Below are 23,411 nucleotides of genomic sequence, written 5' to 3'. Positions count from 1 at the left end.
GGGCACTCTTGGACCGTAGGTTGGAACGGGCATGGAGGGACGTCGTGAGCGAGCTGAGCAGGAAGGCAGGGGGCGGAGGAGCGACCGCCGCCGGCGCCGCCGCGCGATGGGCGGCGGCGCGGTGGGCCACGATGCTGAACGCCGGGGGAGACGCGGCGTCGACCGTCGCGAACGGCCCCTGGACGCCGCTCGGCCTGCTGAAGTCGTCGCTGACCTGGCGTTCGGCGATCTACCTGGCCGCCGCACTGGCGTTCGGGCTCGGCTGGTTCGTCGTGCTGGTCGTCGGGCTCGCCCTGTCGGTCAGCCTGCTGATCATCTGGGTGGGGCTGCCGATGCTGGCGCTGCTGATGGTGGCGTGGCGGTTCGGCGCGGTGCTGGAACGGCAGCTCGTCCGGGCGGCGTTCGGCGTCAAGATCCCGAGCCCGTACCGGCCGCTGCCGGAGGTGCGCAACCCGCTGGTGAAGCTGAAGAGCATGGCGGCCGACCCGGCCACCTGGAAGGACCTGGTCTACCTCCTGGCGCTGTTCCCCATCACGCTGCTGGAGTTCGTGGTGTCCGCGGCGATCTGGGCGGGGACGGTGATGCTGCTGTTCATGCCGGTGATCGTGGCGGTGGACGGAAGCGGCGCCGAGGTCAGCGCCGGGTTCGTCTCGTACTGGGCCGGTAACCCGATCGAGGCGCTGCCGATCTCCGTGCTCGGGCTGTTCGGACTGGTCGTGGCGATGTACGTGACGCGGGTGATGGCGATCGGCCATTCGGCGTTCGCGGGGCTGATGCTCGGCCCGAGCCCGGCGCAGAAGGAGAACGTGGAGTTGCGGAGGCGGACGGAGCATCTGCGGGCCAGCCGCGCCCGAGGTGTCGACGCGGCGGAGTTCGAGCGCCGCCGCATCGAGCGCGACCTGCACGACGGGGCGCAGCAGCGGCTGCTGGCCGTGGCCATGGACATCGGCCGGGCCCGCGCCAAGCTGGAAGACGACCCGGAGGGCGCGCGGGCGCTGATCGAGCAGGCCCACGCCGGCACCAAGGAGGCGATCTCCGAGCTGCGCGACCTGGCCCGCGGCATCTACCCGGCGATCCTCACCGACCGGGGCCTGGACCCGGCGCTGTCGGGCCTCGCGGGCCGCGCGCCCGTCCCGGTGGAGGTCGACGTGGACCTGCCGGAGCGTCCTCCGGCGGCGGTCGAGAGCATCGCGTACTTCATCGTCGCCGAGTCGCTCGCGAACATCGCCAAGTACGCCCGCGCGACCCGCGCGTCCGTCCGGGTCGTCCGGGAGGACCGTTGGGTGGTCGTCGAGGTGATCGACAACGGGGTCGGCGGCGCGGTCGCGCGGTCCGAGGGGGGCCTGGCGGGCCTGGCCGACCGGGCCGCCACGATCGACGGGATGCTCATCGTGGACAGCCCGCCCGGCGGTCCGACGATCATCCGCGCGGATCTGCCGTGCACCTGGTGATCACCGGGCCGCCGGTGACCTGAGGCGTCCGACTTCCGAACGGGGCCGTCCGCGTCCGCGGACGGCCCCGTTTCGTCGGCACAGGCCCGATAATGGGCTGATGCGGGTTGTGATCGCCGAGGATTCGGTGTTGTTGCGCGAAGGGCTCGTCCGGCTGCTCGACGACGCCGGGATCGAGACGGCGGCGACGGTCGGGGACGGCCCCGGTCTGCTCGGCATCGTCGAGGAACACGAACCCGATCTCGCCATCGTGGACGTGCGGATGCCGCCGTCGTTCACCGACGAGGGGCTGCGGGCGGCGCTGGCCGTCCGGGAACGCCGTCCGGGCACCCCGATCCTCGTCCTGTCGCAGTACGTGGAGGAGCGGTACGCGACCGACCTCATCGGCGGCGGCGCCGAGGGCGTCGGGTACCTGCTGAAGGAGCGGGTGGCGGACATCGCCGAGTTCATCGACGCGGTCCGCCGCATCGCCGCGGGCGGGACGGTCATCGACCCGGAGGTGATCGGTCAGTTGCTGGGCCGCCGCCGGACCGGCGATCCGCTGGACGCGTTGACGCCGCGGGAGCGGGAGGTGCTGGCGTTGATGGCGCAGGGACGGTCGAACGGCGCCATCGCCGAGGACCTCGTCGTCACCGAGGGCGCCGTGGAGAAGCACATCTCCAACATCTTCATGAAACTGGACCTGCAACCCGCGCAGGGCGGCCACCGCCGGGTCATGGCGGTCCTGGCCTACCTGGGCCGCGCCGACGGCTGAGCGGCCTCCGGTCCGGGACGTCCAAGATCGGGAATGCCCGGTGACGTCGGCACGTTCACGTATCTGGCACACTTGGGGCCGAGTGGTTCTGAGAACCGCTTGGAACCCAACCGCTCGGAACCAACCGCTGCGGCACCGGTTCACGTTTCCACTTCTCTCATGGCTCCGCGGCTGCGCGAACGGCCATGCGAGCCATGCGAGGCGGAGCGCCCGGTACCGCCAGAAGCGAGGAGAACCCGTGAAGCCCGACATTCACCCGAACTACGTCGTCACGACCGTGACGTGTACGTGCGGCAACACGTTCGAGACCCGCAGCACCGCCGAGAACGGTGTGATCCACGCGGACGTCTGCTCGAACTGCCACCCGTTCTACACGGGCAAGCAGAAGATCCTCGACACCGGCGGTCGGGTGGCGCGCTTCGAGCAGCGCTTCGGCAAGAAGAAGGCCGGCAAGTAGGACGAGCGCCGCATCCAGCGACCAGATGACGGCCCGGGGACTCACCGAAGGGTCTCCGGGCCTTTCCGAACGGGCCAGGACACATCGTGAATCTCGACGAACTGATCAGCGAATACGCGGGCATCGAGGAACGGCTCGCCGATCCGTCCGTCCATGCGGACCAGAGCCTGGCGCGCAAGCTCGGAAAGCGCTACGCGGAACTGCGGCCGATCGTCGAGACGCACCGGGAGCTGGCGTCGACCGAGGACGACCTGGCCGCCGCCCGGGAGCTGGCCAAGGAGGACGAGGCGTTCGCCGCCGAGGCCACCGACCTGGAACGGCGGCGCGAGCAGCTTGAGGAGCGGCTGCGGCGGCTGCTGGTGCCGCGCGACCCGAACGACGCCAAGGACGTCATCCTCCAGGTGAAGGCGGGGGAGGGCGGCGAGGAGTCGGCGCTGTTCGCCGGCGACCTGCTCCGCATGTACCTGCGGTACGCCGAGCGCGCCGGCTGGAAGACCGAGGTCATCGACTCGCACCCGTCCGACCTCGGCGGGTACAAGGACGTCACCGTCGCCGTGAAGGCGAAGGGCGTGCAGGACGAGGGGGTCTGGACGCGGCTGAAGTACGAGGGCGGCGTCCACCGGGTGCAGCGCGTTCCCGCGACCGAGTCGCAGGGCCGTATCCACACCAGCGCCGTCGGCGTGCTCGTCACCCCCGAGGCGGAGGACGTCGACGTCCAGATCGACCCGAACGACCTGCGCATCGACGTGTACCGCTCGTCCGGGCCCGGCGGGCAGAGCGTCAACACCACAGACTCCGCGGTCCGCATCACGCACCAGCCGACGGGCGTGGTCGTCTCGTGCCAGAACGAGAAGAGCCAGCTCCAGAACAAGGAGCAGGCACTGCGCATCCTGCGGTCGCGGCTGCTGGCGATGGCGCAGGAGGAGGCCGACGCCGCCGCGGCCGCCGAACGCAAGAGCCAGGTCCGCACGGTGGACCGCTCGGAGCGGGTTCGCACCTACAACTTCCCGGAGAACCGGATCTCCGACCACCGGGTCGGCTACAAGGCCTACAACCTCGACCAGGTCCTGGACGGCGATCTCCACAACGTCACGCAGGCGCTCGTCGACGCCGAGATGGAGCGCCGCCTGGCCGAAGCCCAAAAAATATGAGCGGAGCGAACCGGGGGGTGTGGGGGGTCGTCCCCCTACGGAGGGCAGGGGCATGAAGCTGTTGCTCGACGAGATCGCCAGGGCGACCGCGCGGCTCGCGGACGCGGGTGCCGCCTCGCCCCGCGCGGACGCCGAGGAGCTCGCCGCGGCCGTGCACGGGGTGAAGCGGTCGGAGCTGCACAACGTCCCCGACAGCGCGTTCGACGCCCGGTTCTGGGAGTTCGTGGCGCGCCGGGAGGCGGGCGAGCCGTTGCAGCACATCACGGGGCGGGCGTTCTTCCGGTATCTGGAGCTGAAGGTCGGGCCCGGCGTGTTCGTCCCGCGGCCGGAGACCGAGGTGATGGTCGGGTGGGCGCTGGAGACGTTGCGGGACATGGACGTCCGTGATCCCCTGGTCGTCGATCTCGGCACGGGCTCGGCGGCGATCGCTTTGTCGGTCGCGTTGGAGGCGCCGCGCGCCCGGGTCCACGCCGTGGAGAAGGATCCGACGGCGTTCGTCCACGCCACCCGTAACGTTGAGGAGCTGGACGAGCGCGGCCGTGTGCGGCTGCATCTGGATGACTTCGCCACCGCGTTGCCGGAGTTGAACGGCACTGTCGACCTTGTGGTGTCGAACCCCCCGTACATTCCGATGAGCGAGTGGGAGTTCGTGCCGCGCGACGTCCGCGACCACGATCCCGCCGACGCGCTGTGGGGCGGCGGGGACGACGGGCTGGACGCGATCCGCGTGGTGGAGCGCACGGCCCGGCGTCTGCTGCGTCCCGGCGGGTACGTGGCGGTCGAGCACAGCGATCTTCAGGGCAACGACGTCTACTGGGTGTTCGCGGAGGAGAACGGTTGGCGGGACGTCCGCAACCGCCGCGACCTCACCAACCGGGACCGGTTCGTCACGGCCCGGACGGCGTCCGACTGACCCGCCTCACCGGCGCCGACCCGCGCGGATCGTGGGCGGAGACGGGCTGCGCCGGAGCGCGGCTATCCTTGGCGGTGCCATACCGGACGAGCGCTGCGCAGATGGGAAGACGGGCGACCGTGAGCCGACGTTATGACTGCTCCGATCCGATGGAGCGCACCCGCGGGATCGCCGAGGCCGTGTCGGCCGTGCGGCGCGGTGAGCTGATCGTCCTGCCGACCGACACCGTGTACGGCGTCGGTGTGGACGCGTTCCTGGCGGCGGCGGTGGAGAAGCTGCTGTCCGCGAAGGGCCGGGGACGGGAGATGCCGCCGCCGGTCCTGGTCGGGTCGGTGCGGGCCGCGACCGCGCTGACGGAGGACCTCGGCGTCTACGGGCAGGACCTCATCGAGGAGTTCTGGCCGGGTGCGCTGACCCTCGTGGTCCGCGCGAACCCGAGCCTCATGTGGGACCTCGGCGACACGAAGGGCACCGTGGCGCTGCGGATGCCGATGCACGACCTGGCGGTGGAGCTGCTGAAGGAGACCGGCCCGATGGCGGTCAGCAGCGCGAACCTCAGCGGTCGTCCCGCCGCCCGAGACGTCGAGGAGGCCGAGAAGATGCTCGGCGACTCCGTCTCGGTCTACCTGGACGGCGGTGTGGCCGGGCATGTCGAACCGTCGACGATCGTGGATCTGACCGGGTCCGTGCCGCGGCTGCTGCGCGCGGGCGCCATTCCCGAAGACAAGATCCGTTCGGTGGTCGGCGTGCTGCTGACGGACGAGGACGACGAGGACGGGGAGCCCGCAGAGCCCCCGTCGAGCCCCGACGTTCCCGGGCCTTCCCTCACCAAGGCGTCCCCGGCAGGATCTCCGGACGAGCCCGCTGAGGCCCCCACCGACCCCACCGGGCGCCCGTCCGGCTCGGCCGACGAGCCCGCGGCTCCCGCGACGACCAACGACGCCTGACCGGCGGCGCCCGACCCGCGTGCTCCGCATGCTGTCGCGGACCGGAAGTGGTCTGTGACCTGGGGGGAGTATCGACGTCGTTACACGGGCCGATGGGCGGCAACGGTGAAACCATGCCTGTCGTGCGTGGCCGTTTCCGGGGGCCCGCGATCGTCGCGGGTGTGCTCATGCTGTTCTCGTTCGGGCTCGCGACGCCCGTCGCCGCCGACGGGAGGTCGCGGGAACACATCCCGACGTACGACGTCGTGCTGTCCATCGGCGTGGACGGCGTCCTGTACGTCCGGGAGACGATCACCTATGACTTCGACGAGGAGGGCGAGCACGGGATCGTCCGGAGCGTGCCGTTCCGGCACGGTGACCGGGTGTACGACGTGCGGGGCGTGCGGAGCAGTTCGTCCACCGGCGCCCCGTCCCGGGTCCGGACGACGAAGTTCCTGAACAACGTGCGGATCAGTGTCGGCGACCGGGGCCGCGAGGTCAGCGGGCGGCAGGCGTACGTGCTCGAGTACGAGGTGGCGTGGGCGTTCACGCCGCGCGACCGCCACGACGAGCTGGTCTGGGACGCGCTCGGGACGGGCTGGAACGTGCCGATCGGGCACGCGGCCGTCAGGGTGGTGGCGCCGGTGCCGCTGCGGCACGTGACCTGCCGGGCGGGCGTCCCGGGGGTGACGACCCGGTGCCTGCGCGACCGTGACGGGCCGTTCGCCGTGGACTTCGTCCAGGGCGCGCTCGCCCCGCGCGAGGGCATGACGGTCAGGGTCAGGCTGCCGAAGCGGGCGATCGCCGTGCCGCCGCCTCGGTACGTCCCGCCGCGCTGGACGGGCGACTGGACGGGCACCGCGCTGCTCACCCTCTCCCTCGCGGCCGTGGCCCTGCTCGCGCGCCGCCCGGCGCCGCCCCGGCAGGTCGGGACGGGCCTCGGCGCGGCCGGGTTCGTGCTGGTCGTCGCCGACGCGGTCGACGACATCGCGGCGCACGGGCCCTGGGCGTTCTCGCTGGGGGACCGTTCCCTCGCCGGACTCGCGCTCGTGATCGTCGGGGTGGGGATCGTGTGCGGGCGGCGGCACCGGATGGTGTGACCGGCCACGACCGGTGCGCCGGTGGGACTAGAGTTGATCGGTCCCGGTGTGAACAGATCGTCCCGGCGAGCCGTCTACCAAGGTGACGGCCCGCGCGGACGGGGTACGGGGCGTGCGCGGGCGACGGCGACCGGTGAGGGGAGGCGCGGGGGAATGCGGGAGTACCTGCTCAGCATCCTCGTCGCCGCCCTCGTCGCCTACCTGCTGACCCCGATCGTGCGCGTGTTCGCCGTCTGGTTCGGCGCGCAGGCCGTTCCCCGCGAACGCGACGTGCACGTCATCCCGACGCCCCGGCTCGGCGGCCTGGCGATGTTCGGCGGGATGGTGGCGGCGCTGGTAGTGGCGACGGGGCTGCCGGAGATGCGCAAGGTCCTCGCGGACGGCGACATCAACGTGACCCGGGCGCTGCTGCTGTCCGGCGGGCTGCTCGTGCTGATCGGCATCGCGGACGACCGCTGGGAGGTGGACGCCCTCACCAAGTTCGCCGGTCAGGTCGCCGCGGCCGGGATCTTCATCATGCAGGGCATCCAGATCTACGTGATCCCGCTGCCGACGGGCGAGTCGTTGACGCTGCCGCCCGCCTACGGGGTGCCGTTGACGGTCCTCGTCGTCGTGGCCACGATCAACGCGGTCAACTTCATCGACGGGCTGGACGGCCTGGCCGCGGGCGTCGTCGGGATCGCCGCGCTGGCGCTGTTCTCCTACGCCTACCTGCTGTCGCGGGAGTACGGGCTGAGCACCCTGACCGCCGCGACCCTCATCGCGGCGATGCTGTTCGGGATGTGCCTGGGGTTCCTGCCGCACAACTTCAGCCCGGCCAAGATCTTCATGGGGGACACCGGCTCGATGCTGATCGGGCTGCTGCTCAGCGCGTCCACGATCATGCTGACGGGCCAGTTCGACCCGGCCATCCTCGCCAACGGGCTGTTCCCGTTCTTCGTTCCGCTGCTGCTGATCCCGGCGGTGGCGGCGGTCCCGTTCATCGACATGCTGCTCGCGGTGTGGCGGCGCACCAACCAGGGCAGGTCGCCGTTCGCGCCCGACAAGCAGCACCTGCACCACCGGCTGCTGGAACTCGGCCACTCCACCCGCCGCGCCGTGCTGATCATGTACTGCTGGGTCGGGCTGCTGGCCTCAGGCCTGGTCGGGCTGGCCGTGTTCGACGCCGCCTGGGTCACCGTCGGCATCACCCTGGTCGTCGCGATCACCGGGGTGCTGCTCATGCTCATGAAGCCCAAGCGTCGTCCCCGGCGGGGCGTCGCTCCGGAGCCGCCGCCCGCGGGACGGTCCTCGCGGCACCGCGCGGGCGTGCCGTGAACCCGCGCTGACCATCGGGTGAACTCGGTTAGAGTCCGTGGTGCCGACCGCGAGGTCGGTACGCTTCGGAGTTCGCATTACCTCTAGGGTAATTGTGGACATACCGGACGCTTGTGATACCTTTCACGAACAAGAGCCGACCACTCAACGTGACCAGCCGGAGCCCTCATGCACACCTCCGACGCCAGGATGCTCCGCGGCGCCGCGATCCCGGCGGCGGCCGCCGGGGTGGGCGCCGTTCTCATCGGCCTGCTGACCGCGGGCGGCAAGGGCGCCCTCGCCGCGGCGCTGGCCTCCGTCGTGGTGATCGCGTTCTTCTCGATCAGCGCGCTGGTGGTCTCGTGGGCCGCCAAGATCTCCACCCAGACGATGATGCTGGCCGCCCTCGCGAGCTACGCGGTGAAGATCCTCGCGGTGATGGTCCTGGTCAGGGCCATGGACGAGGTCACGATCTGGAACACCACGGTCTTCGGCTGGACGGTCATCGCGCTCGCGCTGCTGTGGATCGCGGCCGAGTTCCGCATCGCCATGCAGCAGAAGCTGTACATCGACGAGCCCGAGAACGTCCTGGACCGGAGTCCGTGATGACCCCGCCACGGACGGCGCCGGTACCCCCGGACTACTCCAATATGACCACTGCCTGGATGGCCTGCTATCGTCCGGAGCGCGATGAGCGAGCAGAAGCCTCGGCCGGAGGACGGCCAACGGGAATTCGCCGATGCCGCCTGGTCCGTGCCCAGCTACCTTCTCTCCGGGATGATCATCTGGGGCGGTCTCGGGTGGCTGCTGGCCGAGTGGACCGGCCAGAGCTGGCTGATACCCATCGGCGTGATCATCGGCGTCGTGCTCGCCATCTACCTGGTCTACGTGAAGTACGGTCGCCACTCCCTCTGAGCGGCCCCGCCGTCGAGGAAGCCGCCGAGGAAGCCTTCGTGAAACATCACCACATTGATGAAGGGAACGCCGCGTGAACGCGCAGACGGTTCTCGCCTCCTCCGGGGACGAATTCAAGGCCCCGGGGCCGGAGCTGTTCGAATTCCCGCCCCTGTTCGCCGGTGGCCCCGAGTGGCTGACCAAGCCGGTCGTCTTCGCGGTCTTCGGCTCGCTGGTCGTGGTCGTGTTCTTCTGGAGCGCGTTCGCCAACCCGAAGCTGGTCCCGCGGGGCGTGCAGAACCTCGGCGAGGTCGGCTACATGTTCGTGCGCGACCAGATCGGCCGCCCCTTCCTCGGCAAGAACACCGACCAGTGGATGCCGCTGCTGATGTCGGTGTTCTTCCTGATCTGGATCTGGAACATCTTCGCGGTCGTCCCGATCATCCAGTTCCCGATCGCCTCGCACATCGCGTTCCCGGCGGTGCTGGCCGCGTCCGTCTACTTCATCAAGATCTACCTGGGCATCAAGCACCAGGGCCCGGTGAAGTACTTCACCAACATGATCCCCTCGGGCCTGCCGCTGCCCGTCTACTTCCTGCTGGTGCCGATCGAGTACCTCTCGACCTTCATCCTGGCGCCGTTCACGCACGCGGTCCGGCTCTTCGCCAACATGTTCGCCGGGCACACGATCCTGGCGTTCTTCAGCCTCGTCGGCTTCTGGTTCCTGTTCGAGAAGCCCACGGTGGCCGGGTTCAGCGTCGGCATCATCGGCGTGCTCGTCACGATCGTCATGACCGCGTTCGAGCTGCTGATCCAGTTCCTGCAGGCGTTCCTGTTCACGATGCTCGCCGCCATGTACATCCAGAGCGGCCTGCACGCGGAACACTAAGCCCGCGGCGGCGCCTCGGTGATCCGCCCACATCGACAACCTCGTCAGCCAAGACCGGCGAACAACACTCGCCGGCCGACAGTAAAGGAATGAATCCCATGGGAGTCCTCGCCGCCGAGCTCAGCGGTAACGTCACCTCGATCGGCTACGGTCTCGCGGCCATCGGTCCGGGCATCGGCGTCGGCATCATCTTCGGCCAGGGCGTGAACGCCATCGCCCGCCAGCCCGAGCTGACCGGCGTGATCCGCACCAACATGATGCTGGGCTTCGTCCTCACCGAGGCGCTGGCCCTGATCGGTCTGGTCGCGCCGTTCATCTTCCAGGGCATCTGACCCGGATCCCATCTGAGGAAGGGCTGCAGACATGATCCAAGCAGCGTCCGTCCTTGCGGCGGAGGAGAACAACCCTCTCATTCCGCATACGTTCGAGCTCGTCGTCGGCATCTTCTCGTTCGCCGTCGTCATGATCTTCCTCGGTAAGGTCCTCACCCCGCGCATCCAGAAGACGCTGGCGGAGCGCACCGAGGCGATCGAGGGCGGTCTCGAACGGGCCGAGCAGGCGCAGCAAGAGGCCCAGCAGGTCCTCGACGAGTACAAGGCCCAGCAGAAGGCGGCCGCGCTCGAGGCGTCCAACGAGCGTCGCAAGGCCGAGGAGCAGGGCGCGCAGATCATCGCCCAGGCCAAGGAGCAGGCCCAGGTCGAGGCGCGCCGGATCGTCGAGAACGCCAAGGCGCAGATCGAGGCGGAGCGGCAGCAGGCGTTGCAGTCGCTGCGCGCCGAGATCGGCGCCCTGTCGGTCGAGCTGGCCGGACGTGTCGTGGGCGAGTCCCTTGAGGACAGCGCGCGGCAGAGCCGGGTCGTCGACCGGTTCCTCGAAGAGCTTGAGGAGCGCGCTCGCACGCAGGAGCAGATCACATCATGACCATCACGGGAGCGGTGAGCAGGGCGTCGCTGGCCGAGGCCAGGGAGCGGTTCGAGGCGGTCGTGCCGTCGGCCGACCTGGCGCGGCTGGGCGGCGACCTGTTCGCGGTGCTGCACCTGTTCGACAACGAGCACGGCCTGCGCCGGGCGGTCTCCGACCCGGCGCGGGACGGTGCCGACAAGGCGCAGCTCGTCCAGATCCTGCTGGAGGGCAAGGTGTCGCCGGCCGCTCTCGGGCTGGTCGCCGATGTCGTCCGGCTGCGCTGGTCGAAGCCGTCGGAACTCGCCGACGCGCTGGAGACCCTCGCGGTGACCGCCGAGGCCGCACGCGCCGAGGCGGACGGCAGGATCGACGACCTGGAGGACGAGCTGTTCCGGTTCTCCCGGGTCATCGAGGGCGAGGCCGAACTGCGCGGCGCGCTCGCCGGTCCCGGCCTGCCGGACGAGCGCAAGCTCGGCCTGGTCGAGGCGCTGCTGGACGGCAAGGTCACCGCGTCGACGCTGACGCTCGTCACCGAACTGGTGCTGCGCCCGCGAGGACGTAGCCTGGAAGGCGGGCTGGCCGAGTACGGCAGGCTCGTCGCGCAGCGGAGGCAGCGGCTGGTCGCGCTCGTGCGCACCCCCGTCGAACTGCCGGAGGCCCAGCGCACACGGCTCGCGGCGGTGCTCGCCGCGGCCTACGGCCACGAGGTACACCTGAACATCGAGATCGACCCCACGGTGATCGGCGGACTGTCGATCCAGCTCGGGGACGAGATCATCGACGGCACGATCGCCGGACGGCTGGACGACGTCCGCCGGCGGCTCGGCACCGGCTGAGGCCGGCAGAGCGGACTTCTGAGGGAGCAAGAGAGGAATCATGGCGGAGCTGACGATCCGTCCGGACGAGATCCGGAACGCGCTGGAGCGCTTCGTCCAGTCGTACGAGCCCGACGCCGCCGCTCGCGAGGAGGTCGGCACCGTCGTCGATTCCGGCGACGGCATCGCCCACATCGAGGGGCTGCCGTCCGCGATGGCGAACGAACTCATCGAGTTCGAGGACGGTACCCGGGGTCTGGCTCTGAACCTGGACGTGCGCGAGATCGGTACCGTTGTCCTGGGTGACTTCAGCAAGATCGAGGAGGGCCAGAAGGCCCGGCGGACCGGCGAGGTCCTGTCGGTCCCGGTCGGCGACGCCTTCCTCGGTCGCGTCGTGGACGCGCTGGGCAACCCGCTGGACGGCAAGGGCCCGATCGAGTCCACCGAGCGCCGCGCGCTCGAACTGCAGGCCCCGACCGTCGTGCAGCGCCAGTCGGTGAGCGAGCCGCTCCAGACCGGCATCAAGGCCATCGACGCGATGACCCCCATCGGCCGCGGCCAGCGGCAGTTGATCATCGGTGACCGGCAGACGGGCAAGACGACCGTCTGCGTGGACACCATCATCAACCAGAAGGAGAACTGGGAGTCCGGCGACGAGAGCAAGCAGGTCCGCTGCATCTACGTCGCGGTCGGCCAGAAGGGCTCCACGATCGCGAACGTGCGCCGCTCCCTGGAGGAGGCCGGCGCGCTGGAGTACACGACGATCGTGGCGGCGCCCGCGTCCGAGCCGGCGGGCTTCAAGTACATCGCCCCCTACACCGGGTCCGCGATCGGGCAGCACTGGATGTACCAGGGCAAGCACGTCCTGATCATCTTCGACGACCTGTCGAAGCAGGCCGAGGCCTACCGCGCGGTGTCGCTGCTGCTGCGCCGCCCGCCGGGCCGCGAGGCCTACCCCGGTGACGTGTTCTACCTGCACTCCCGGCTGCTGGAGCGCTGCGCGAAGCTGTCGGACGACATGGGCGGCGGTTCGATGACGGGTCTGCCGATCATCGAGACCAAGGGCAACGACGTGTCGGCCTACATCCCGACGAACGTCATCTCCATCACCGACGGGCAGTGCTTCCTGGAGACGGACCTGTTCAACCAGGGCGTCCGTCCGGCGATCAACGTCGGTATCTCGGTGTCCCGGGTCGGCGGCGACGCGCAGATCAAGGCGATGAAGCAGGTCGCCGGTACGCTGCGCCTCGCCCTGTCGCAGTTCCGTGACCTGGAGGCGTTCGCCGCGTTCGCGTCCGACCTGGACGCGGCGTCCCGCGCGCAGCTCGACCGCGGATCGCGGCTGGTGGAGCTGCTGAAGCAGCCCCAGGGTTCGCCGTTCCCGGCCGAGCAGGAGGTCGTGTCGGTGTGGGCGGGCACGTCCGGTGAGCTGGACGACGTGCCGGTCGAGGACATCCGCCGGTTCGAGCGCGAGTTCCTCGACTACGTGGAGCGCGAGCAGGGCGGCGTCCTGACCACGATCCGCGAGACGGGCAAGCTGTCCGACGACGCCCTCACCAACCTCAAGAACGCCATCACGGAGTTCAAGAAGGGCTTCCAGACCAGCGAGGGCGAGATCCTCGCGGAGGAGCCGGTGGAGCCGATCGACAAGAAGGCCGTGGGTCAAGAGACGATCACCCGCGTCAAGAAGGACTGACGGCGATGGCCGCACAGCTTCGCCAACTCCGGCAGCAGATCAAGTCGGTCAAGTCGACCGCCAAGATCACGCGTGCCCAGGAGATGATCGCCACGTCGCGGATCGTCAAGGCCCAGCAGGCGGTGACGGCCTCCAAGCCCTACGCCGACCAGATCACCCAGGCCCTGACCGCGCTGGTGAGCCATCACGTCGGGATCGACCATCCGCTCCTCCAGGAGCAGCCGACCGACCGGCGCAGCGCCGTCCTGGTCATCACCAGTGACCGCGGGTTCTGCGGCGCCTACAACGCCAACGTGATCCGCGAGTCCGAGGCGCTGATGAGGCGGCTGCGGGACGCGGGTCGCGAGCCGATCCCATACGTGATCGGCAACAAGGGGATCACCTGGTACCGCTTCCGGGGCCGGGAGGTCGCCGAGACGTGGCACGGGTTCAGCGACCGGCCCGACTTCGCGAACGCGGAGCGGATCGGGCAACGGCTCACCGAGGACTTCCTGAAGACCGACGCGGAGGGCGGGGTCGGTGAGATCCACGTGGTCTACACCGAGTTCGTCTCGATGCTGACGCAGGCCGTCCAGGTCAAGCGACTGCTGCCGTTGGAGATCGAGGAGGCCGAGTCCGGGAAGGTCCCCCCGGCCTACGAGTTCGAGCCGTCCGCGTCGGCCGCGCTCGACCTGCTGCTGCCGAACTACGTCGAGAGCCGCATCTTCCACATGCTGCTCCAGTCGGCGGCGTCGTTCCAGGCGTCCGTCCGGCGGGCGATGAAGTCGGCGACCGACAATGCCAACGAACTGCTCGGGGTCTACACGCGCCAGATGAACCAGGCGCGGCAGGCCGCGATCACCCAGGAAATCAGCGAGATCGTCGGTGGCGCTGACGCGCTCGCCGAGTCTGGCGGGGAGTGATAATGACTGCTCAGGTAGAGACGGCGACCGCGACCGGGCGCGTCGCCCGTGTCATCGGCCCGGTCGTCGACGTGGAGTTCCCCGCCGACGCCATCCCGGAGATCTACAACGCGCTGCACGTGCAGGTCACGTTGGGCGGCGAGGAGAAGACCCTGACGTTCGAGGTCGCGCAGCACCTCGGCGACAACATGATCAGGGCCATCTCGATGCAGCCGACCGACGGCCTGGTCCGCGGCGCCCCGGTGGTCGACACCGGTTCGTCCATCACGGTCCCGGTCGGTGACATCACCAAGGGCCACGTGTGGAACACCCTCGGCGACGCGCTGGACGTTCCGACGGCCAGCCTGGAGGTCACCGAGCGGTGGGGCATCCACCGCGGCGCCCCGCCGTTCGACCAGCTGGAGTCCAAGACCGAGATGCTGGAGACCGGCATCAAGGTCATCGACCTGCTGGCCCCCTACGTCAAGGGCGGCAAGATCGGCCTGTTCGGCGGCGCGGGCGTCGGCAAGACCGTGCTGATCCAGGAGATGATCCGCCGGGTCGCGCTGAACTTCGGTGGCACCTCGGTGTTCGCCGGTGTCGGCGAGCGCACCCGTGAGGGCAACGACCTCTGGGTCGAGATGGACGAGATGGACGTCCTCAAGGACACCGCCATGGTGTTCGGGCAGATGGACGAGCCGCCGGGCACCCGCCTGCGGGTCGCGCTGTCCGGGCTGACGATGGCGGAGTACTTCCGCGACGTCCAGAACCAGGACGTGCTGCTGTTCATCGACAACATCTTCCGGTTCACCCAGGCGGGCTCGGAGGTGTCGACGCTGCTCGGCCGGATGCCGTCCGCGGTGGGCTACCAGCCGACGCTGGCGGACGAGATGGGTGTGCTCCAGGAGCGGATCACCTCGACGCGCGGTAACTCGATCACCTCGATGCAGGCGATCTACGTGCCCGCCGACGACATCACCGACCCGGCGCCGCACACCACGTTCGCGCACCTGGACGCCACCACCACCCTGTCGCGGAGCATCTCCGAGAAGGGCATCTTCCCGGCCGTGGACCCGCTGGACTCCACGTCCCGGATCATGGACCCGCAGATCCTCGGCAACGAGCACTACCAGGTGGCGCAGGAGGTCAAGCGGATTCTGCAGAAGTACAAGGAGCTGCAGGACATCATCGCGATCCTCGGTATCGACGAGCTGTCGGAGGAGGACAAGGTCACCGTCCAGCGGGCGCGGCGCATCGAGCGTTTCCTTTCGCACCCGATGTACGTGGCGGAGAAGTTCACCGGCATCGCCGGTGTGACGCTGTCCAAGGACGACACCGTCGCCTCCTTCAAGGCGATCGCCGAAGGCAAGTACGACCACCTGCCCGAGCAGGCGTTCTTCATGTGCGGCGGCATCGAGGACGCCGAGAAGAAGGCCCGCGAGCTGGAGAAGTGATCCGCTCCGGAGGGGCCGCCCGGGTCAGGGCGGCCCCTCCGGATCCGAGGAGGAAGCAGACGTGGCAAACCTGAGAGTCGGGCTGGTCTCGCCGGAGCGCGAGATCTGGTCCGGCGAGGCCAAGATGGTGGTCGCCCAGACCGTCGAGGGCTCGCTCGGCATCCTGCCGGGCCACGCCCCGGTGCTGGGCGTCCTCCTCGACGGCAGTGTGGTGAAGATCGAGCCGGCGAACGGCGGTGAGCCGTTCCTCGCGATGGTCGGCAGCGGCTTCTTCTCCGTCGCCGCCGACGAGGTGTCGGTGCTGGCCGAGCAGGCGGAGCTGGGCAAGGACATCGACGTCCAGGACGCCCGGCGGGCGTTGGAGGACGCCCTCGCGGCCGAGAACGACGACGCGACGCCGGAGCGGCGGGCCCGGGCACGGCTGCGCGCGGCGGGCATCGAAGCCTGAGGCTTCGGCGGACGGCGGGAGATTGGGCGAGCACCTGGCGGTGGACGTGGGCGGGGTGCTCGCCGCGGTCGTCCTTGTCGCGGTACTGCTGTACGTGGGAATGGTGGTGCGGCGCCGGCTGTTCGCCCGCGGCGGCGGCACCGTGGAGTGCAGTCTGCGTGAGCTGCCCCGGGACGGGGAGGTCCCGGGAGCGTGGCGTCTCGGCTTCGGGCGTTACAAAGGCGATGTCCTTCAGTGGCATCGTGTCTTCGGTTTCCGGACCAGGCCCCGGCAGGTGATTCACCGCCGGGGCCTTGTCGTGGCCAACCGGCGCGGCCCGGGCCCGGAGGAGACGGAGAGCCTGCCGCCCGATGTGACGATCATCGAGGTCAGGGACGGTGACCTGACGGTGGAGCTGGCGATGGGCGCGGAGGCGCTGACGGGTTTCCTCGCCTGGTTGGAGGCCGCGCCGCCGGGCTTCCCGGTCGACCTGCCGTCCCCGGAGTGAGCCGGCCGCGGAAGTCGGTCGGCGTGCGGTAAGGCTTCGGTATGGGGTCGGTGCGGTGGCGGCGCGCCGATCACGGCGGGTCGGGCGTGGGCGGCGAGGATCGCTGCTGGTCCGTCTCCGTCCACAGGAGTCCCCGTGCGCAAGCTGCTCATCGGCGCCGCCGTGGCGCTGCCCGCCGCCTGCCTGCCCGCCGCGTTCCTGTCCGTGCCCGTCGTGTCGGGTGTGCCGACGTCGGCTGGCACGAGCGTCGAGGCACGTCCCGATCTCGCCGCGCTCGTCCGGGCGAAGGACGTCGAGGCGCACCTCAGGGCGTTCCAGGAGATCGCCGACTTCAACGGCGGGAACCGCGCGTCGGGCGGCGCCGGATACGACGTGTCGGTGAAATACGTGGTGGGACGGCTGCGGAAGGCGGGCCTCACCCCGCGGATCCAGAAGTTCAGGCACCCGTACTGGCGGGAGCGGTCCGACGCGGTGCTGGCCCGGACGGAGCCGTCGAAGGCGACCTACCAGGAGGGCCGGGACTTCCGCACGTTCGCGTACTCGGGGTCGGGTGATGTGACCGCGCGGGTGACCGCCGTCGACCTGCCGTCCAAGGGCGACGGGACGAGCGGCTGCGAGAAACGCGACTTCACCGACTTCCCGAAGGGCTCGATCGCGCTTCTGCGACGCGGGACCTGCACGTTCGAGACGAAGGCCGCGAAGGCGAAGGCCGCGGGCGCGTCCGCCGTCGTGATCTACAACGGGCCCGGGGAGAAGGGGCCGGTGAACGGCACCCTGAACAAGCCGTCGACGCTTCCGGTGATCGGGCCGTCCCACAAGGTCGGCGCCGCGTTGGCGAAGGCGGCGGAGAAGGGCGGGCTCCACCTGCGGGTGCGGACCGACACCGTGCACGGCGAGCGGCGCACCGCCAACGTCATCGCCGACACCGACCACGGACGCGGCGACAACGTCGTGCTGGTCGGCGCGCACCTCGACAGCGTTCCCGCGGGCCCGGGGATCAACGACAACGGCACCGGCGCGGCCGCGCTCCTCGCCATCGCCGCGAAGATCAAGGAGTTGGGCGAGGACGGCCTGCGCAACCGGGTCAGGTTCGCGTGGTGGGGCGCCGAGGAGGAGGGGCTCCGGGGCTCCACGCATTACGTGAAGTCGCTGTCGCCGTCCGACCGGAAGTCGATCGCGCTGGCCCTGAACTTCGACATGCTCGGCTCGGTCAACGGCACCCGTGGCGTGTACGACGGGGACCACTCCGTCCGCGCCGGGGTCCGGGCGCCCGCCGGTTCGGGCGCGATCGAGAAGATGTTCCGGGACTACTTCGAGCGCCGCCACCTGCCGACCACCGAGCACGTGTTCGACGGCCGTTCCGACTACGGCCCGTTCGTCGAGGCCGGCATTCCGGCCGGGGGAATGGCGACCGGGGCCGAGGGCGTGAAGACCGCCGCGGAGGCCGAGGCGTTCGGCGGCAGCGCGGGTAAACCGTACGACCCGTGCTACCACAAGAAGTGCGACCGGCTGAAGAACGTGAACCTCAAGCTCCTCGACTCCAACGTCGACGCGATCGCGCACGTCACCCAGCATCTGGCCAGGACGACCGTCGCGGTCAACGGAGGTGCCCGCCTGAGCGTCGGCGACGGCCCGTCCGAGGCCCCCGTCCGGCGGGGGTCCCGCCGGGTCCGTTAGGCGGGCGAGACGGCGACGTCGCCGTTGTCGCTGCGGACGTGGATGCGATGGCCTGACGTCGAGTCCTGGCGGAGGGCCGAGTCGATCCGATCGCCGCCGTTGGAGCTGGACGCGCTGATGGCGTAGCTCTGGCCGGTCGGGACGCGGACATGGACCGAGCCGTTGGAACTGGCCGCGCGGACATCGGACGGCGGTGTGGTGAGCCGCAGGTCGACGCCGCCGTTGTCGGTCTTCGCCGTGATCCTGTCGGCGGTGAGGCCGCCCGCCACGATCGACCCGTTGTCGGTGCCGACGTCGGCGACGGTGGCGCGCCCGCCGAGGTCGATGCTGCCGTCCTTGCTCCGGGCGGTCAGCCTGTCGGCGGTGAGGCCGGTGGCGTGGATGGAACCGTTGTCGCTGTGCAGGTCGGCGGTCTTGACGTGACCGGAGACGTGGATTCCGCCGTCGGCGGAGCTGAGCGACACCGACGTCGCGCGCAGGTCGGTCACGCGCACCGCGCCGTTGTCGCTGTGCAACTTCACGTTTCCGCCGAGGCCGGACGCGGTGATCGACCCGTCGTCGGTGTGGACCTCCACCGGCGTCGCCTTCGGCACCTGGACGTGGTACGAGACGCCGCACTGGGTGACCCCGATCGTGGCCCTGGCGCACGAGGACGACAGCGTGACCGTGTCGCCCCTGGTGATGTGCCGCGGCGTCGGCTTGTTCTTATCGTTCGACCAGCGCAGCCGTTCCCGCACCTTGATGCCGGGGGAGTCGGACGTCGTGATCTCCACATGGCCCGCGCCACTGATCTTCAGGGCGGTGACGTTCGCGGGCGCGGAGTAGGTGCGGTCCTCGTGATGCGTCCCGAAGCTCAGGTTGCCGCAGCCGGTCAGCGTCGCGGCGGCGGCCGCCGTCAGCGCGGCCGAGATCGTCAGGGTCCTCACGTGGTCACTCCTGTTGTCGCTGTACACCCGTAGGAACCAGCCTGCTCGACCGGGGACGCCGTCACCAGGAGGGGAGCCGGTCTCCCGGAGGTGGGGCTAACCCCACCCCCGACGGTCAGCGTTCTCCGCCGGGCTTCCAGAGAATGTCGCCGTGCTCCACGTTGGCGAGGCGGCACAGGATGAACAGCAGGTCGGACAGCCGGTTCAGGTAGCGGGCCGTCAGCGGGTTCACCCCGCCCTCCGCCGCCTCCGGGTCGCCGTCGGCGGCCGCGCCGTGCGCCTCGATCGCCGCCCACGCGGACCGTTCGGCGCGCCGGCACACCGTCCGCGCGACGTGCAGCAGCGCCGCGCCCGGGGTCCCGCCCGGGAGGACGAAGCTCCGCAGCGGCGCCAGGGACTCGTTCTGCTCGTCGCAGTCCGCCTCCAGCCGGTCGATGTACGGCTGGTCGATGCGCAGCGGCGGGTACTCCGGGTCGGGCACGACCGGCGCGCACAGGTCGGCGCCCACGTCGAACAGTTCGTTCTGGACGCGGGCCAGCAGCGCGACCGCGTTCTCCGGCAGGGAACCGAGCGCGACGGCGGTCCCGATCGCGGCGTTGGCCTCCTCCACGTCGGCGTAGGCGGCGAGCCGTGGATCGGTCTTGCGGGTCCGGGACGCGTCGCCCAGCGCGGTGGTGCCCTCATCGCCCGTCCTGGTGTAGATCCGCGAGAGGACGACGGGGTTCTCCCTGTTCTTCGCCATATCGATCACCCTAGCCGCGGCCGAGGGCAGAAGCCCGTTCGGTAGGGTTTCGGGAAATGACCCGGAGGCCGACGTGTACGACTACATCATCGTGGGTGCGGGCAGCGCGGGATGCGTACTCGCCGCCAGACTGACCGAGGACCCCTCCACCACGGTCCTGCTGTTGGAGGCGGGCCCGCCCGACGACGCGCCCGAGATCCACATTCCGGCCGCGGTCGGCTCGATGATGAAGGGCCCCTTCGACTGGGACTACGCCACGGTCCCGCAGGAGCACGCCGCGGGACGCTCGGTGTACTGGCCGCGGGGTCGCACGGTCGGGGGGAGTTCGTCCACCAACGCGATGGTCTACGTTCGCGGGGCCCGGTACGACTTCGACACCTGGCGCGACGTGTACGGCTGTGACGGCTGGGGCTACGAGGACCTGCTGCCCTACTTCTGCCGCGCCGAGGACCAGCAGCGCGGCGAGCTTCCGTACCACGGCGTCGGCGGCCCCCTCCGCGTCGAGGACCTGCGCTTCAAGCACCCCCTGACCCGCGCGTGGGTGCAGTCCGCCAAGGCGTACGGTCTCGCCGCGAACCCCGACTTCAACGGCGCCGACCAGGACGGCGTCGGCTTCTACCAGGTGACGCAGAAGCGTGGCCGCCGCTGGTCGGCCGCCGACGCCTACCTCCACCCGGTCGCGGACCGTCCGAACCTCACGGTCGTCACCGACGCCCTCGCCACCCGGGTTCTGGTGGAGGACGGTCGCGCGACCGGCGTCCGGTACGAGGCGCGCGGCGAGACCGTGTCGGCCCGCGCCGACGCCGAGGTCGTCCTGTCGGGCGGGGCGGTGAACAGCCCGCAGCTCCTCATGTTGTCGGGCATCGGCCCCGCCGACCATCTCCGCTCCGTCGGCATCGACGTCCTCGTCGACTCCCCGGTCGGGCGGGGCCTTCAGGACCACCCGTTCGTGAACGTCATGTTCGCGACGCCCCGGTCCAAGCCCCTGTGGGAACTGGCGAACGCCCGAGCCCTCGCCCTCTACCAGGCGGTCGGGCGCGGCCCGTACGCGTCCAACGTCGCCGAGGCGGGCGGGTTCGTCCGGACGGTCGAGGGCCTGCCCGCGCCCGACCTCCAGTACCACGTGATGCCGTCGCCCTACGTCAACCAGGGGCTCACCGAGACGTCGGAGCGCCTGTTCTCCGTCCTGGTCACGGCGGTGGCCGTCGAGAGCCGGGGCGCGCTCACCCTCCGCTCCGCCGGTCCCCACGCCAAACCGCTGATCGACCCGGCCTACCTCGCCGCCAAGTCCGATCTGGACATCCTGGTCGCCGGCGTCCGGCAGGCCCGTGAGATCGCCGCGACCGGGCCGCTGGCGTCCCTGACCGGCGGCGAGTGGGCCCCCGGCGAGCAGGTCGACACCGACGACGCCCTCGTCGACTTCGTCCGCCGTGAATGCGCGACCCTGTTCCACCCCACGAGCACCTGCGCGATGGGCGCGGACGGCGCGGTCTGCGACCCCGAACTCCGAGTCCGTGGTGTCGAGGGCCTGCGCGTGGTGGACGCGTCGGTCATGCCCGCCGTCCCGCGCGGCAACACCAACGCCGCCACCATCGCCCTGGCCGAACGCGCCGCCGACCTCATCCGCGGCCGCTCGCCCCTGAAGCCCGCCACCGCCCGCACCTGACCTCCGGCCCGGGGGATCGCCGCGCACGAGAAAGCGCCCCCGTCCGTTCGGACGGGGGCGCGGAACCGCTCGGACAGGCCGGGGGCGTCACCGCTTGAGGGCCTTCGCGGCGCGGACGCGGCGGGCCTTCTTGGCCTCCTTGCGCAGCGCGCTGACGCGGTCGTTGATGATGACGTTGCTGAAGTCCGGACGCATCATGTCGCTCTCCTTGTCTCCGCCGGGCCCTTTCGGCCCGACATGTACAAGGTTCGTCCTAAGGCGGCACCCCTCACATCGGGACGACGCCTTATCTAGGCGGCCTCAGAGCGCCTTAGTCGCCCGTAGGGGCCTCAGGCCGGGGCCTCAGCGCTTGTACCGGCGGGCGTGCAGCATGTTGACCAGGCCGAGGACCCGGGCCATGTCCCTGTCGGTCCGGGTGAACGACGCCAGGTTCATGGCCGCGAAACGCTGCCGGGTGATGGCCTTCGGGCGGGCGAACTCGCGCAGGCCGTCCGGGCCGTGGACACGGCCGAAACCGGACTCGCCGACGCCGCCGAACGGCAGCGCGGCGATCTGCGCGTACGCGCCGAACGCGTTGATCGAGGCCATGCCGGTGCGCATCCGGCGGGCGGCGTCCATGGCGCGGGACCGGTCGCCGGAGAAGATCGCCCCGGCGAGGCCGTAGCCGGTCGCGTTGACCTTCTCGACGGCCTCGTCGAGGTCCCCGACCCGGTGGACGGTGATCGTCGGGCCGAAGGTCTCCTCGCGGACGGCGGACGAGTCGTCCGGCACGTCCGTCAGGACGACCGGCTCCACGTAAGGCCTGCGGACGGACTCGACGCCGCCCACGACCGCCGTCGCGCCCCTGTCGAGGGCGTCCCTGATGTGGCGTTCGATGACGTCGAGCTGTCCGGGCATCGTGATCGGGCCGTAGGCGGCCTCGCGGTCGAAGCCGGGCCGCAGCTCGCGGGCCCTGGCGGTGAGCGCGCCGAGGAACGCGTCGTAGACGTCGTCGACGACGTAGATCCGTTCGATGGCGATACAGGTCTGGCCCGCGTTGGCCATGGCGCCCCACAGGGCGGCGTCGGCGGCGGCGTCGAGGTCGGCGCCCGCGTCCACGACACAGGCGTCCTTGCCGCCGCACTCGGCGATGATCGGGGTGAGGTTCTCGGCGCAGGCGGTCATGACGCGCCTGGCGGTCCGGGCCGAGCCGGTGAAGGCGACCTTGTCGACGCCGGGGGAGGAGGCGAGCGCCGCGCCGGTCTCCCCGAACCCGGTGACCGTCTGCAGGACGGGATGTTCGGGGACGACCGCCGCGACCAGCTCCGCCAGGAACACCCCGACGCCCGGGGTGAACTCCGACGGCTTGAACACCACGGCGTTCCCGGCCGCCAGCGCGTAGGCGATCGAGCCCATCGGGGTGACGACCGGGTAGTTCCACGGGCCGATCACGCCGACGACGCCGAGCGGCTGGTACTCCAGCACGCACTTGTGGTTGATCGCCATGAGGCCGGGATAGACGGTCCGCGGGCCGAGGACCTTGTGCGCGTTGCGGGCGGCGAAGTCGAGATGCGTGATCGCGATGATCGTTTCGAGCTGGGCGTCCTGCAGCGGCTTGCCGGTCTCCTGGTGGATCAGCTCGGCCATCCGGTTGAGGTTCCTGGCGAGGGAGCCCTTGACGTTCAGGAGCCGGAGCCTGCGCTCCTTCCAGCCGAGGGCGCTCCACCATCCCGCCGCCTCCCGGGCGCGTTCGACGGCCGCGGCCACGGCGGCGGCGTCCCGGACGGGATGTTCGGCGACGACCTCGCCGGTGGCCGGGTTCAGGGACGCGAACGTCTCGGCGTTCTCCGTGGCCACGGACATCAGGAACCTCCCGGGAGGGCTGGCAAGGCCTGTCTGGGGCGAA

Annotated in this window: 24 protein-coding genes; 21 read left to right on the top strand and 3 right to left on the bottom strand. The window is 70.4% G+C overall.

What is annotated here, in order from left to right; genetic code table 11:
- The first annotated feature begins 44 nt into the window (after positions 1-44).
- From D0T12_RS29930 to D0T12_RS29835, 20 genes are all read left to right on the top strand, one after another.
- On the top strand, positions 45-1,451 hold the full coding sequence (locus tag D0T12_RS29930) for a sensor histidine kinase (RefSeq protein ID WP_233526361.1): 1,407 nt from the start codon (positions 45-47) through the stop codon (positions 1,449-1,451).
- Positions 1,452-1,551: 100 nt separating this feature from the next.
- Positions 1,552-2,205, top strand: a complete 654-nt coding sequence (locus D0T12_RS29925; RefSeq protein ID WP_117403811.1) for a response regulator transcription factor — start codon at positions 1,552-1,554, stop codon at positions 2,203-2,205.
- A gap of 238 nt (positions 2,206-2,443) precedes the next feature.
- The gene (gene rpmE, locus D0T12_RS29920) at positions 2,444-2,662 is read left to right on the top strand and encodes a 50S ribosomal protein L31 (protein ID WP_021598595.1); all 219 of its coding nucleotides are present in this window, start codon (positions 2,444-2,446) and stop codon (positions 2,660-2,662) included.
- 86 nt (positions 2,663-2,748) lie between these two features.
- Positions 2,749-3,813 carry a peptide chain release factor 1 gene (gene prfA, locus D0T12_RS29915; protein WP_117403809.1) on the top strand — a complete coding sequence of 355 codons (1,065 nt, stop codon included), beginning with the start codon at positions 2,749-2,751 and terminating at the stop codon, positions 3,811-3,813.
- A gap of 52 nt (positions 3,814-3,865) precedes the next feature.
- The gene (prmC, locus tag D0T12_RS29910) at positions 3,866-4,726 is read left to right on the top strand and encodes a peptide chain release factor N(5)-glutamine methyltransferase (protein WP_117403807.1); all 861 of its coding nucleotides are present in this window, start codon (positions 3,866-3,868) and stop codon (positions 4,724-4,726) included.
- A gap of 119 nt (positions 4,727-4,845) precedes the next feature.
- On the top strand, positions 4,846-5,673 hold the full coding sequence (locus D0T12_RS29905; RefSeq protein ID WP_117403944.1) for an L-threonylcarbamoyladenylate synthase: 828 nt from the start codon (positions 4,846-4,848) through the stop codon (positions 5,671-5,673).
- Positions 5,674-5,786: 113 nt separating this feature from the next.
- Complete coding sequence (locus tag D0T12_RS29900) at positions 5,787-6,752, top strand: DUF2207 domain-containing protein (RefSeq protein ID WP_158581680.1); 966 nt, start codon at positions 5,787-5,789, stop codon at positions 6,750-6,752.
- Positions 6,753-6,905: 153 nt separating this feature from the next.
- Positions 6,906-8,069, top strand: a complete 1,164-nt coding sequence (locus D0T12_RS29895; RefSeq protein WP_117403803.1) for an MraY family glycosyltransferase — start codon at positions 6,906-6,908, stop codon at positions 8,067-8,069.
- Positions 8,070-8,237: 168 nt separating this feature from the next.
- A complete protein-coding gene (locus tag D0T12_RS29890) occupies positions 8,238-8,654 on the top strand; it encodes a hypothetical protein (protein ID WP_117403801.1) in 417 nt (138 codons plus the stop codon).
- An 84-nt stretch (positions 8,655-8,738) separates the two neighbouring features.
- Positions 8,739-8,963 carry an AtpZ/AtpI family protein gene (locus D0T12_RS29885; RefSeq protein WP_117403799.1) on the top strand — a complete coding sequence of 75 codons (225 nt, stop codon included), beginning with the start codon at positions 8,739-8,741 and terminating at the stop codon, positions 8,961-8,963.
- Positions 8,964-9,036: 73 nt separating this feature from the next.
- A complete protein-coding gene (atpB, locus tag D0T12_RS29880; RefSeq protein ID WP_117403797.1) occupies positions 9,037-9,831 on the top strand; it encodes a F0F1 ATP synthase subunit A in 795 nt (264 codons plus the stop codon).
- A gap of 98 nt (positions 9,832-9,929) precedes the next feature.
- Positions 9,930-10,163 carry an ATP synthase F0 subunit C gene (gene atpE, locus D0T12_RS29875; RefSeq protein ID WP_211342930.1) on the top strand — a complete coding sequence of 78 codons (234 nt, stop codon included), beginning with the start codon at positions 9,930-9,932 and terminating at the stop codon, positions 10,161-10,163.
- A 31-nt stretch (positions 10,164-10,194) separates the two neighbouring features.
- Positions 10,195-10,752: a F0F1 ATP synthase subunit B gene (locus tag D0T12_RS29870; RefSeq protein ID WP_117403793.1), complete on the top strand. Its 558-nt coding sequence runs from the start codon at positions 10,195-10,197 to the stop codon at positions 10,750-10,752.
- Entirely contained in the window at positions 10,749-11,570 is an 822-nt protein-coding gene (locus tag D0T12_RS29865; protein WP_117403791.1) for a F0F1 ATP synthase subunit delta, read from the top strand. The genes D0T12_RS29870 and D0T12_RS29865 overlap by 4 nt, the downstream gene beginning before the upstream one ends.
- Before the next feature lie 40 nt (positions 11,571-11,610).
- A complete protein-coding gene (atpA, locus tag D0T12_RS29860) occupies positions 11,611-13,245 on the top strand; it encodes a F0F1 ATP synthase subunit alpha (RefSeq protein ID WP_117403789.1) in 1,635 nt (544 codons plus the stop codon).
- A 5-nt stretch (positions 13,246-13,250) separates the two neighbouring features.
- Positions 13,251-14,147, top strand: coding sequence for a F0F1 ATP synthase subunit gamma (locus D0T12_RS29855; RefSeq protein ID WP_117403787.1), 897 nt, complete (start codon positions 13,251-13,253; stop codon positions 14,145-14,147).
- Between the two features lie 2 nt (positions 14,148-14,149).
- Entirely contained in the window at positions 14,150-15,580 is a 1,431-nt protein-coding gene (atpD, locus tag D0T12_RS29850; RefSeq protein WP_117403786.1) for a F0F1 ATP synthase subunit beta, read from the top strand.
- Between the two features lie 61 nt (positions 15,581-15,641).
- Complete coding sequence (locus D0T12_RS29845; protein ID WP_117403784.1) at positions 15,642-16,028, top strand: F0F1 ATP synthase subunit epsilon; 387 nt, start codon at positions 15,642-15,644, stop codon at positions 16,026-16,028.
- A 22-nt stretch (positions 16,029-16,050) separates the two neighbouring features.
- The gene (locus D0T12_RS29840) at positions 16,051-16,515 is read left to right on the top strand and encodes a DUF2550 domain-containing protein (RefSeq protein ID WP_117403782.1); all 465 of its coding nucleotides are present in this window, start codon (positions 16,051-16,053) and stop codon (positions 16,513-16,515) included.
- 135 nt (positions 16,516-16,650) lie between these two features.
- Complete coding sequence (locus D0T12_RS29835) at positions 16,651-18,192, top strand: M28 family peptidase (RefSeq protein ID WP_233526360.1); 1,542 nt, start codon at positions 16,651-16,653, stop codon at positions 18,190-18,192.
- Here the strand turns inward: D0T12_RS29835 and D0T12_RS29830 are convergent.
- Together D0T12_RS29830 and D0T12_RS29825 are read right to left on the bottom strand one after the other, a co-directional pair.
- Positions 18,189-19,118, bottom strand: a complete 930-nt coding sequence (locus D0T12_RS29830; protein WP_158581679.1) for a DUF4097 family beta strand repeat-containing protein — start codon at positions 19,116-19,118, stop codon at positions 18,189-18,191. The two genes, D0T12_RS29835 and D0T12_RS29830, sit on opposite strands and share 4 nt — an antisense overlap.
- 115 nt (positions 19,119-19,233) lie before the next feature.
- A complete protein-coding gene (locus D0T12_RS29825) occupies positions 19,234-19,860 on the bottom strand; it encodes a cob(I)yrinic acid a,c-diamide adenosyltransferase (protein ID WP_117403778.1) in 627 nt (208 codons plus the stop codon).
- 73 nt (positions 19,861-19,933) lie between these two features.
- On the opposite strand from D0T12_RS29825, the gene D0T12_RS29820 reads away from it, so the two are divergent.
- Complete coding sequence (locus D0T12_RS29820; RefSeq protein ID WP_117403777.1) at positions 19,934-21,526, top strand: GMC family oxidoreductase; 1,593 nt, start codon at positions 19,934-19,936, stop codon at positions 21,524-21,526.
- 342 nt (positions 21,527-21,868) lie between these two features.
- Here D0T12_RS29820 and D0T12_RS29815 read toward each other — a convergent pair whose 3' ends face one another.
- A complete protein-coding gene (locus D0T12_RS29815; RefSeq protein WP_117403775.1) occupies positions 21,869-23,368 on the bottom strand; it encodes an aldehyde dehydrogenase family protein in 1,500 nt (499 codons plus the stop codon).
- Between the last annotated feature and the right edge of the window lie 43 nt (positions 23,369-23,411).

This window comes from Actinomadura spongiicola (genome assembly GCF_003432485.1).
GTDB classification, from domain to species: domain Bacteria; phylum Actinomycetota; class Actinomycetes; order Streptosporangiales; family Streptosporangiaceae; genus Spirillospora; species Spirillospora spongiicola.
This window is presented reverse-complemented; position numbering and strand designations above follow the sequence as displayed.

What these genes read in the sequence shown, in the direction of transcription:
- D0T12_RS29815 (WP_117403775.1), bottom strand. Translation starts at nt 23,368, where the DNA reads ATGTCCGTGGCCACGGAGAACGCCGAGACGTTCGCGTCCCTGAACCCG.
- D0T12_RS29885 (WP_117403799.1), top strand. Translation starts at nt 8,739, where the DNA reads ATGAGCGAGCAGAAGCCTCGGCCGGAGGACGGCCAACGGGAATTCGCC.
- D0T12_RS29825 (WP_117403778.1), bottom strand. Translation starts at nt 19,860, where the DNA reads ATGGCGAAGAACAGGGAGAACCCCGTCGTCCTCTCGCGGATCTACACC.
- atpE (WP_211342930.1), top strand. Translation starts at nt 9,930, where the DNA reads ATGGGAGTCCTCGCCGCCGAGCTCAGCGGTAACGTCACCTCGATCGGC.
- prmC (WP_117403807.1), top strand. Translation starts at nt 3,866, where the DNA reads ATGAAGCTGTTGCTCGACGAGATCGCCAGGGCGACCGCGCGGCTCGCG.
- D0T12_RS29925 (WP_117403811.1), top strand. Translation starts at nt 1,552, where the DNA reads ATGCGGGTTGTGATCGCCGAGGATTCGGTGTTGTTGCGCGAAGGGCTC.
- D0T12_RS29865 (WP_117403791.1), top strand. Translation starts at nt 10,749, where the DNA reads ATGACCATCACGGGAGCGGTGAGCAGGGCGTCGCTGGCCGAGGCCAGG.
- D0T12_RS29900 (WP_158581680.1), top strand. Translation starts at nt 5,787, where the DNA reads ATGCCTGTCGTGCGTGGCCGTTTCCGGGGGCCCGCGATCGTCGCGGGT.
- D0T12_RS29870 (WP_117403793.1), top strand. Translation starts at nt 10,195, where the DNA reads ATGATCCAAGCAGCGTCCGTCCTTGCGGCGGAGGAGAACAACCCTCTC.
- D0T12_RS29890 (WP_117403801.1), top strand. Translation starts at nt 8,238, where the DNA reads ATGCACACCTCCGACGCCAGGATGCTCCGCGGCGCCGCGATCCCGGCG.
- D0T12_RS29855 (WP_117403787.1), top strand. Translation starts at nt 13,251, where the DNA reads ATGGCCGCACAGCTTCGCCAACTCCGGCAGCAGATCAAGTCGGTCAAG.
- atpA (WP_117403789.1), top strand. Translation starts at nt 11,611, where the DNA reads ATGGCGGAGCTGACGATCCGTCCGGACGAGATCCGGAACGCGCTGGAG.
- atpD (WP_117403786.1), top strand. Translation starts at nt 14,150, where the DNA reads ATGACTGCTCAGGTAGAGACGGCGACCGCGACCGGGCGCGTCGCCCGT.
- D0T12_RS29895 (WP_117403803.1), top strand. Translation starts at nt 6,906, where the DNA reads ATGCGGGAGTACCTGCTCAGCATCCTCGTCGCCGCCCTCGTCGCCTAC.